Source organism: Diaphorobacter sp., from assembly GCF_050251835.1.
Taxonomy (GTDB): Bacteria; Pseudomonadota; Gammaproteobacteria; order Burkholderiales; family Burkholderiaceae_C; genus JBFXIE01.
On record NZ_JBFWLZ010000010.1, the window covers coordinates 72,479 to 83,068 of the forward strand.

Consider the following 10,590-nt stretch of genomic DNA (forward strand, 5'->3'; position numbering starts at 1 on the left):
TGTGTAACTGAACGTGATCTTAGCTCAGGCGAGCGAGCTGTTGCTCAATGCGCGCGAGCGTGGCGCCAAAGTCGGCCATGCGCTTTTTCTCCTGCTCAATCACCGCCTGGGGCGCCTTGGCAACGAAGGCCTCGTTGCCCAGCTTGGCGGTGGCCTTGGCGATCTCGCCCTGCAATCGCGTGGCCTCCTTGGTCAGGCGTGCCTTCTCGGCGGCGACATCGATCTGCACGAACAGCGCCAGCCGGGCCTCGCCCACCACGGCAACGGGTGCGCTTTGTGTGGCTTCGGCCCAGCCGGCTTCGTCGTCAAACACTTTGACTTCGCTGAGCTTGGCCAGGTTTTGCAGCACGGGCGCGATGGCGCGCATGAACGCCGTATCGCCCGTCACCAGCAGCGGCAGGCGTTGTGCGGGCGATACACCCATTTCGCCGCGCAGCTGTCGGCAGGCGTCCACGACCTGCTTGATGCGCGCGACGTAGGCGATAGCGGCTTCGTCGATTTTCTCGGGCTGGGCCTGCGGGTAAGGGGCGATGGCGATCGAGTCGCCCACCATGCCGGCCACGGGCGCCACCTGCTGCCATAGCGCCTCGGTGACGAAAGGGATGATGGGGTGCGCCAGGCGCAGGATGGCCTCCAGCACGCGGATCAGCGTGCGGCGGGTGGCGCGCTGCCGGGCCAGACCCGCCTGTGGGTTTGCGTGGCTAGCGCCGGTCTGGATCTGCACCTTGGCGATCTCCAGGTACCAGTCGCAGAACTCGTTCCAGACGAAGTCGTAAATCGCATTGGCGACGTTGTCCAGGCGGTATTCGGCAAAGCCCTTGGCGACATCGGCCTCCAGCTTTTGCAGCTGCGACACGATCCAGCGGTCGGCCTGGCTGAAGTCGAGATAGCTGCCGCCGGGTGCGCAGGCAGCGGCGTCGTGCTCGGCCAGCCCGCAGTCATGGCCTTCGCAGTTCATCAGCACAAAGCGCGAGGCGTTCCAGAGCTTGTTGCAGAAGTTGCGGTAGCCCTCGCAGCGTTTGCTATCAAAGTTGATGGATCTGCCCAGGCTGGCCAGGGCGGCAAAGGTGAAGCGCAGCGCATCGGCGCCGTACGCCGGGATGCCATTCGGAAACTCTTCCTGCGTGGCCTTGCGCACCTTGGGCGCGGTCTCGGGGCGGCGCAGGCCCTGGGTGCGCTTTTCCAGCAAGGGCTCCAGGCTGATGCCGTCGATCAGGTCCACGGGGTCGAGCACGTTGCCCTCGGACTTGCTCATCTTCTTGCCATGCGCGTCCAGCACCAGGCCGTGGATGTACACATGCCTGAACGGCACGCGTCCGGTGAAGTGCGTGGTCATCATGATCATCCGGGCGACCCAGAAGAAGATGATGTCGTAGCCCGTCACCAGCACGGAAGAGGGCAGATACAGGTTGTAGTCGTCGGTGGGGGCGTCGCTGTGCTGCGGCCAGCCCATGGTGGAAAAGGGCACCAGCGCGGACGAGTACCAGGTGTCGAGCACGTCCGGGTCGCGGCGCAGGTTCCTGCCGGGCGCCTGCGCCTGGGCTTCGGCCTCATTCCTGGCGACATAGACGTTGCCGTCCTCGTCGTACCAGGCCGGAATCTGGTGGCCCCACCACAGCTGGCGTGAGATGCACCAGTCCTGGATGTTGTTCATCCACTGGTTGTAGGTGTTGACCCAGTTCTCGGGCACAAACTTCACGGCGCCCGAATCGACGGCGTCAATGGCCTTTTGTGCGATGGACTTGCCGGTGGCGTCGCCCGTGCCTTCTTTCGCCACCTTGTTCATGGCCACAAACCACTGGTCGGTCAGCATGGGCTCAATGACCTGGCCGGTGCGCGTGCAGATCGGCACCATCAGCTTGTGCTTCTTGGTCTCGATGAGCAGGCCCAGCGCATCCAGGTCGGCCACGATGGCCTTGCGTGCCACAAAGCGATCCATGCCACGGTATTTTTCGGGCGCGTTGTCGCTGATGGTGGCGGTGAGGGTCAGCACCACCTCCAGGGGCAGCTTGTGGCGCTGGCCCACCTGGTAGTCGTTGTTGTCGTGCGCGGGCGTGACCTTGACCACGCCGGTGCCGAATTCGCGGTCCACATACGCGTCGGCAATGATGGGAATCTGGCGGCCCACCAGCGGCAGGGTCACGGTCTTGCCGATCAGGTGCTGGTAGCGCTCGTCCTCGGGGTGCACCATCACGGCCACGTCGCCCAGCATGGTCTCGGGGCGGGTGGTGGCCACCACCAGCTGGCCGCTGCCGTCAGTGAGCGGATAGGCGATGTGCCACAGCGAGCCGTCTTTTTCCTCGTTCTCGACTTCCAGGTCTGACACGGCGGACTGCAGCACGGGGTCCCAGTTCACCAGGCGCTTGCCGCGGTAGATCAGGCCCTGCTGGTACAGGCGCACGAAGGTGTCGGTGACTACCTTGGACAGCTTGTCGTCCATGGTGAAGTACTCGCGGCTCCAGTCCACCGTGTCGCCCATGCGGCGCATTTGCGTGGTGATGGTGTTGCCGCTTTTTTCCTTCCACTCCCACACTTTCTTGACAAAGGCTTCGCGGCCCAGGTCGTGGCGGCTCGCACCTTGTTCCTGCAACTGGCGCTCCACCACGATCTGCGTGGCGATACCCGCGTGGTCGGTGCCAGGCACCCATGCCGTGTTGTGGCCCAGCATGCGGTGGTAGCGCGTCAGGCTGTCCATGATGGTCTGGTTGAACGCATGGCCCATGTGCAGCGTGCCGGTCACGTTGGGCGGCGGCAGCTGGATGGCAAAGGCGGGCGCGCCGGCCTGGGGCTGGCCGGTACCCCGATGGCCGGCCACACCGTAGCCGCGCCGCTCCCATTCGGGGCCCCAGTAGGCCTCCAGGGCCGCAGGCTCGAAGGATTTGGAGAGGTTGTTCAGGCCGGGTTGTTCAATCGTGTCGCTCATGGCAATGAAAAACGGCATCCCGTGGGATGCCGCCTGGGGCAAGTGGTTCGGAGGAGGTGCCATTTTATTCTGTTACATCGCGCTTCTTTTTTGATAGCTGTTGGCGCCTTATTCATGGGCGCTGAGGCCATTATTTGCCGTCTCAACCACGCAGACGGCCAAACTGCGGCACCACCGCCATGTACGCGCGTGCGGGCATTCAGAGTGTGCCGGGCAGTCAGTCGATGCAGGCCTGGGCGGCATTTTTCCAGGCGTGGGCGGCGGCCTGCGCGTCGCCGCGCTGCTCGGCCAGCTCGGCCAGGTGACGCCAGGCGCTGGCGCGTAGCGGGGCGTCGGGCAATTGGTGTGCGGCCTGGGTGAACAGCTGCTGGGCCTTGCCCCACAGCTTGCGCTGCAGGCAGGCCTTGGCCGAGAGGTACTGCAGGCGTGCATTGCCCGGATCGGCCTGTTGGGCAGATTCGATGCGTGCCAGCCAGTTGGCGTCCAGCGTCTGCAGGCTACCCTCCAGCGCGCGAACCAGCTTGAGCACCTGCGTATCGGGCAGTCTGGGCTGGCTGGGGTCGGTCACGCGCTCCCACACGGGCAGCAGCCAGGTGCGCACCTGCAGCGCGTCGCCGCCCAGTTGCGCAAGGCGCTGCGCGGCGTGCACGGCGATTTCGGGCATCGCGCGCTCGCTGGCCTCTAGCCCCGTCCAGATGCTTTGCAGCTGGGCCGGATCGTGAGCGCCGTTGATCAGCTCGATGGCCAGGCCGCGCACGATGCTCTCGGCCGCAGCGGGCGAGAACGCGCGGTGCTTGCTCAGCAGACGGGCCGTCTCCAGCGCCTGGGCGGTCTGGTGCGCCAGGCGCGATGCCTTGAGCTTGGTACGCAGCGCCAGCGTGCGCCGTCCCGTTCCGGCGGGCAGGGCCGACAGACGCTCCAGCGCGCCGGTGGCATCGCGCTCGTCCAGCAGCCAGCGCGCCGCGCGCAGCTGCGCACCCTCGCGCAGCTCTTGCTCGATGGCGGGCGCGCGCTCGGGCACGCTGTCCAGCGCCTGCTGCAGGTGCGACTCCCGGGTGGCCCGGTCTTGCAATGCGTGCGAGCTTTCTGCCACCACAATGTGCGCCAGTGTGCGCAGCTGGCGGCCATGGGGCAGGGCTTCGTTGGCTTCTTCCAGTGCACGTTCTTGCGCAATGGCCGATTGCGCGGCTTTGCGCGCACGCAAAAAGCGCCCGCCCATCTGTAGCGACAGCGCATCCAGCAGCGCGCCGTGCATGGCGCGCTCTTTTTGCTGCAGCCGCCAGCGGCGGGCCTGTATGGGCAGTTGCAGCAGCGCCGCCAGCCCGCGCAGTGCCCCGTACAGCAGCGTGAAGCCGCCAAACAGCAGCATCAGCACCATGTTGAGAGACAGGTCGATGCGGTAGGGCGGCCAGAACAGCGTTACCGTGCCCTGGTTGTTGCCTGCAAACAGGGCGACGGCCACGGCCATGCCGAACAGTGTCAGAAACCAAAGTGCTGCGCGCATGGGGCGGTACGTCCTCTGGGCGGCTCAGCGGCCCGCCGCGGCTGTGGAAAGCGCGGCAAAGGTGTTGTCTGGTGCGGGCAGCTCGACAGCCTTCATGTGCTCTTGAAGCTGCTGCATAGCCGCAGCGGCGTTTTGGGTGCGGCGCGAGGCCGGGTCGAAGTATTTCTCCAGCGCGCCGCTGGCGGCCGTCAGGTCGGCGCGCGCTGAGTCCATGCGCCGCGCCAGCAGCCCCAGGCGGGCGTTGAGCAGCTTGAGCTTGAGGTTCTCGCGCAGGAAGAAGGCCTGGTCGGGCGCCAGCAGCACTGCGTCGGGGTGATCGATGCGGCTGACGCGCATCAGGCCGCGAGTCTCGTCGAGTAGGCCTTCCCAGGCGCGCTGCAGCCCGATCTGCCAGCCGGGCTTGCTGGCCGCATCGGCAGGCGGCGCAGACGCGGGAGCGGGCTCGGCGCCAGCCTTGCGGCGCATGGCAGACGCCTGGGCCACTCTGCCCAGCAGGGGCAGGTCGTCCACCTGGCGCACCAGATCGTCCAGGCGGCCCAGCAGCCCGGCGGTGTCGGTGACGGAGGCGCGCTCCAGGCGCTCCAGGTCGTGCTGCATGGCGCGCAGCACGGGCGCCAGGCGCGGCTGGGCGGCGCGCTCGACACGCTGGCTGGCGCTTTTGAGCGCGGCCACCAGCGGCTGCAGGCTGCCGGTCAATTGCGCCTGCTGCTGCGCAAGGCGTATGGCGGCTTCGATGTCCACCACCAGGTTTTCGTCGCGGGTGCGCGACAGGCTTTGCATCAGCTCCTCGAGTTGGCTGCGCTGCAGCGCCACTTCGTTCACGCGCGCCTCGGCCACGGCCAGGCGGGTCGAGGTTTCGCGCGCCAGTTCCTGCGCCTGCTGGGCCATGGTGCGCGCCTCTATGGCCTGCGTGCCGGTGTCGGCAGACTGGCGTGCCAGCAGCTCCTGGATGGACGACAGCCGCTGCCACAGCATCACCGAGGTGACCAGCGCCGCAAGCGCGATGGCCCCCAGCGCGAGCAGCGCCACGGGGGCGCCGTGGGCCGGGGCAGTGGTGGGAACCGGGGGCGCGGCGTCGGTCAGGCCGGGAAGGGGCTCATTGCTCATGGATTGATTTTATCGACGCGGCCACCTCATCGGGCTCGGGCCGGCATTCATGCACGCTGCCAAAACCGGCTGCGCGCGCGGTCTGCGCGATGCGCGGGTGCGTTGCCAGCGCGCGGGCTGCGCCCCAGTGTTGCCCTGGCAACACGGCGCAAAGGTTGGCCAGGGCTTCGGAGCTGCTGAGCAGCCACACCGAGCCGTCGCTGGCGGCGACCCTTGCCAGGGCCCGTTGGTCGGCGTCCAGCACAGGCGCACCGCGTTCGTAGGCGGCGACAAAGTCCACGGCGCCGCCCGCTGCGGTGATCTGGCGGGCCAGCCAGTCACGCCCGTTGCCGCCTTCGGCTGCAATAGGTGTGCCGTGGGTGTCTGCGTGCGTGGTGCTGCCGCGCACGATCAGCACGCGCGCGCCCGCAGTGATTTGCGGGGCCACTACCTGCCACAACGCCTCGGAGTCAAACTGTGCGGCCTCGGCGCCGGGCGCGTCGATGCATTCGGGCGCCAGTCCGGCCTGCAGCAGTGCCGACAAGGTGCCGGGGCCGGGTGCCCAAAATCTTGTTTTGATAGCTGCCAGCGTTTGCAGATTCCGGGCTGCGGGCTGATCTGATTCAAAAAAATACTGCACCGCATTGCCGCTTACGAACATCACGGCGTGGTAGCCGCTCAGCCTGGAACGGGCCTGCTGCAGCGACTCACGCAGCGCCGGGCTGGTCACCGGGCCGATGGTGATGAGGGGCAAGGCCTGCGCGGCAATGCCCTGTGCCTGCAGCCGGGCAACCCACGCCGCCGCATCGTGCGAGGGGCGCGTGACGATGGCTCTGGGGGGCTGCGGCGCTGGCGGCAATGGCTGGTGCGCTTGCGTCATCTGCAAGGTCAGTGCGCTATGGTGGCGCCGGCGGCGCGCAGCTGCGCGGCCACGGCCAGGCCCAGCGCGTCGGCCTGCTCCAGCGTGGTGACGCTGGCCTCGCCCCGGGCGCGCACCAGAGCCAACTGGCCGGAGATGTCGCCCCAGGCCGCATGCAGCGCGAGCGTGTCGCCGCTCCACTGGCCATGCGCGGCCAGCGGCATGGAGCAACTGCCGCCCATGGCGCGGCTCACGGCCCGCTCGGCCGTCACGGTGAGCCAGGTGCGCTCGTGCGCCAGCGGCGCCAGTGCCTCGCGCAGGTCGGCGCGGTGGCTGCGGATCTCCAGCCCCAGGGCGCCCTGACCGGCCGCGGGCAGCATCTGTTCGGGCTCGAAAGTGCTGCGGATGCGCTGGTGCAGGCCCAGGCGCTTGAGGCCCGCGGCCGCCAGAACGATGGCGGCGTACTGGCCCTCGTCCAGCTTGCGCAGGCGCGTCTGCACGTTGCCGCGCAGCGGCTCGATCCGCAGGTCGGGCCGTAGCGCCTGCAGCAGCACCTGGCGGCGCAGGCTGGAGGTGCCGACCACCGCGCCCCGCGGCAGCTCGTCGAGCGACGCGTAGCAGGGCGACACGAAGGCGTCGCGCGGGTCTTCGCGCTCCATCACGCAGGCCAGGCTGAAGCCGTCCGGCAGCTCCATGGGCACGTCTTTCAGCGAGTGCACGGCGATGTCGGCGCGGCCTTCTTCCAGCGCCACCTCCAGCTCTTTGACGAACAGTCCCTTGCCGCCCACCTTGGACAGGGTGCGGTCCAGAATCTGGTCGCCGCGCGTGGTCATGCCCAGCAGCGACACGGCGTGGCCGCGCGCGCGCAGCAGGGCCTGCACATGTTCGGCCTGCCACAGGGCCAGCTGGCTCTCGCGCGTGGCAATCACGATGGGGGGAAGCGGGGAGGTGGGGTGGGTCATTGCGGCAGGTGTCTCGGGCCTGTGCCGGCAGGGCGGCAAGGGCAGCGGGGGATGCTAGCATGCTGCGCTGGCGCGGCCGGCCCCCGACGACCCCCTCGATTTCACCGGCGCGCAGGAGACATTTGCGCATGACCGCCCCCGCCAGCAAGAACGAAACCACCCGCAAAAACGGCGCTGCCCGCACTACCGACGCCACCGATGCGCCGCCGCCCACCCGCAAAGCCGACAAGGATCTGCCGCTGATCCAGGACATCCGCCTGCTGGGGCGCATACTGGGCGACGTGATCCGCGAGCAGGAAGGCGTGGCCGCCTACGACCTGGTGGAGCAGGTGCGCAAGCTGTCGGTGGCCTTTCGGCGCGATGCCGACCACGAGGCCGACAAGGCGCTGAAAAAACTGCTCAAAGGCCTGACGGGCGACGAGACGGTGAGCGTGATCCGCGCCTTCACGTACTTCAGCCACCTGGCCAATCTGGCCGAGGATCGCCACCACATCCGCCGCCGCGCCGTGCACGAGCGCGCCGGCAGCGCGCAAGAGGGCAGCATCGAGGTGGCGCTGGCGCGCCTGCGCTGGGCCGGCATTGCGCCGCGCACCGTGGCGCAGACCCTGGCCACCAGCTATGTGGCGCCGGTGCTCACGGCCCACCCCACCGAAGTGCAGCGCAAAAGCATTCTGGACGCCGAGCGCGAGATTGCCCTGCTGCTCACCCAGCGCGACGACATCCTGGCGCGCGCCCAGCTTTTCAACAGCGCCAAAGACACGCTGACCCCGCGCGAGCTGGCCGCCAACGATGCGCAGCTGCGCGCCCGCGTGGCCCAGCTGTGGCAGACGCGGCTGCTGCGCTACAGCAAGCTGACGGTGGCCGACGAGATCGAGAACGCGCTGTCGTATTACGAATACACCTTTCTGCACGAAATCCCCAAGATTTACGCCGGGCTGGAGCGCGAGCTGGGCGGCGACCAGAGCGTGGCCAGTTTTTTGCGCATGGGCCAGTGGATTGGCGGCGATCGCGACGGCAACCCCAACGTCAGCGCCGACACCCTGGTGCTGGCGTTGCGCCGGCAGGCCGACGTGGCGCTGCGCCACTACCTGACCGAGGTGCACCACCTGGGGCGCGAGCTGTCGCTGTCCAGCAACCTGGTGCAGGTCTCGCCCGAGATGCTGCAGTTGGCCGCGCGCTCGCCCGACACCAGCGAACACCGCCGCGACGAGCCCTACCGCCGCGCGCTGACGGGCGTGTATGCGCGGCTGGCGGCCACGCTCAAGGACTTGACGGGAGGTGACGCGGCGCGGCACGCAGTGGCCCCGCAAAACGCCTACGCCAGCGCGGGTGAATTTCTGGCCGACCTGCGGGTCATCGAGGCCTCGCTGCGCCTGCACCGCGCTGATGCCCTGGTGGACGAGCGCCTGCGCCCTTTGATGCGCGCGGTGGAGGTATTCGGCTTTCACCTGGCCACGGTGGACTTGCGCCAAAGCTCGGATCAGCACGAACGTGTGGTGGCCGAGCTGCTGGCCACGGCGCGTGTCGAGCCAGACTACGCCGCGCTGCCCGAGGAGGCGCGCCGCGCGCTGCTGCTGCGCCTGCTGCGCGATGCTCGCCCGCTGCGCGTGGTGGGCGCACAGTATTCCGAGCACACGCGCGGCGAAGTCGCCATCTTCGAGACGGCGCGGCAGATGCGCCAGCGCTACGGCAGTGATGCAATACGCCACTACATCATCAGCCACACCGAGACAGTGAGCGACCTGCTGGAGGTGTTGCTGCTGCAAAAAGAAGTCGGCCTGATGCACGGCACGCTGGAGGATGTGGCCCCCAAACTCGGCACTGGCGTGTCCTCGCTGCACCCCGAGGGGACGCGGGCTTGCCTGGCGCGGCCCGGCGCGGCCTCGCCCGCCCGCGTCGACCTGATCGTGGTGCCGCTGTTCGAGACCATCGAAGACCTGCGCAATGCTGCACCCATCATGCGCGAGCTGTATGCCATCCCCGGCATTGCGCAGCTGGTGCGCGCCAGCGGCGCTGAGCAGGACATCATGCTGGGCTACAGCGACAGCAACAAAGACGGCGGCATCTTCACCAGCAACTGGGAGTTGTACCGCGCAGAGATCGCGCTGGTGGCCCTGTTTGACGAAATGAACGCTGCCAACGCCGGCGCGCCCGTGCAGCTGCGCATGTTCCACGGCCGCGGCGGCACCGTGGGGCGCGGCGGCGGGCCCAGCTACCAGGCCATCCTGGCGCAGCCGCCAGGCACCGTGCGCGGGCAGATCCGCCTGACCGAGCAGGGCGAGGTGATTGCGTCCAAATATGCCAACCCCGAGATCGGTCGGCGCAACCTCGAAACCCTGGTGGCCGCCACGCTGGAGGCCACGCTGCTGCAGCCCACCAAGCCCGCCACCCCGGCGTTTCTGGAGGCGGCCGAACGGCTGTCGCAGGCCAGCATGGCGGCTTACCGCGCGCTGGTCTATGAAACCCCTGGCTTTACCGACTACTTCTTCAACGCCACGCCCATCCGCGAGATTGCCGAGCTGAACATCGGCTCGCGCCCAGCGTCGCGCAAGCCCAGTCAGAAGATCGAGGATTTGCGTGCCATTCCCTGGGGCTTCAGCTGGGGGCAGTGCCGCCTGACGTTGCCGGGCTGGTATGGCTTTGGCGCGGCCGTCGAGACGTTTGTGCACACGCCCGGCAAAGACCCCAAGGCCCAGCTGGCCCTGCTGCGCAAGATGTACCGCCAGTGGCCGTTCTTCAGCACCCTCCTGTCCAACATGGACATGGTGCTGGCCAAGAGCGACCTGGCGCTGGCTTCCCTCTACAGCGAACTGGTGCAGAACGCACGCTTGCGCAAAAAGGTGTTTGCCACCATCGAGCAGGAGTGGCAGCGCACGGCCGACGCGCTGACGCGCATTACCGGTGACCGGCAGCGCCTGGCGCACAACACGGCGCTGGCGCGCTCCATCAAACACCGCTTTCCGTACATCGACCCGCTGCATCACCTACAGGTGGAGCTGGTGCGCCGCTGGCGCGCGGGCCAGGGCGACGAGCGCGTGCAGACCGGCATCCACATCTCCATCAACGGCATTGCCGCGGCGCTGCGCAATACCGGCTGAAGTGAAGTGACACCCCCCCTGACGCCCTTTGGGCCCTTGTATCTTCTAAACCTCGAAGTTCAGGACATGGTTTCGGAAAGTTGTCCACAGCCTGATAGCCCTCTGGGAGCTGTGAGCATCCCGTGGGAGAGCATGCGGCGTGGACAGCTGACCGTCTA

Annotated in this window: 6 protein-coding genes; 1 reads left to right on the forward strand and 5 read right to left on the reverse strand. The window is 67.9% G+C overall.

Translation table 11 applies throughout. From position 1 onward, the window contains the following. Window positions 1–19: 19 nt before the first annotated feature. The 5 genes from AB7E35_RS05755 to hemC all read right to left on the reverse strand — a co-directional run bounded on the left by AB7E35_RS05755 (window position 20) and on the right by hemC (window position 7,334). Window positions 20–2,923 carry a valine--tRNA ligase gene (locus tag AB7E35_RS05755; RefSeq protein ID WP_428164346.1) on the reverse strand — a complete coding sequence of 968 codons (2,904 nt, stop codon included), beginning with the start codon at window positions 2,921–2,923 and terminating at the stop codon, window positions 20–22. 217 nt (window positions 2,924–3,140) lie between these two features. Then, a complete protein-coding gene (locus tag AB7E35_RS05760; protein ID WP_428164345.1) occupies window positions 3,141–4,427 on the reverse strand; it encodes a heme biosynthesis HemY N-terminal domain-containing protein in 1,287 nt (428 codons plus the stop codon). Window positions 4,428–4,451: 24 nt separating this feature from the next. Beyond that, window positions 4,452–5,534, reverse strand: coding sequence for a uroporphyrinogen-III C-methyltransferase (locus tag AB7E35_RS05765; protein WP_428164344.1), 1,083 nt, complete (start codon window positions 5,532–5,534; stop codon window positions 4,452–4,454). Then, window positions 5,524–6,393 carry a uroporphyrinogen-III synthase gene (locus AB7E35_RS05770; protein WP_428164343.1) on the reverse strand — a complete coding sequence of 290 codons (870 nt, stop codon included), beginning with the start codon at window positions 6,391–6,393 and terminating at the stop codon, window positions 5,524–5,526. Before AB7E35_RS05770 ends, AB7E35_RS05765 begins: the two co-directional genes overlap by 11 nt. 8 nt (window positions 6,394–6,401) lie before the next feature. Beyond that, window positions 6,402–7,334 carry a hydroxymethylbilane synthase gene (gene hemC, locus AB7E35_RS05775; protein ID WP_428164342.1) on the reverse strand — a complete coding sequence of 311 codons (933 nt, stop codon included), beginning with the start codon at window positions 7,332–7,334 and terminating at the stop codon, window positions 6,402–6,404. A gap of 128 nt (window positions 7,335–7,462) precedes the next feature. Here hemC and ppc point away from each other — a divergent pair, with 128 nt between their 5' ends. Next, a complete protein-coding gene (gene ppc, locus AB7E35_RS05780) occupies window positions 7,463–10,432 on the forward strand; it encodes a phosphoenolpyruvate carboxylase (protein ID WP_428167208.1) in 2,970 nt (989 codons plus the stop codon). The last annotated feature ends 158 nt before the right edge of the window (window positions 10,433–10,590 follow it).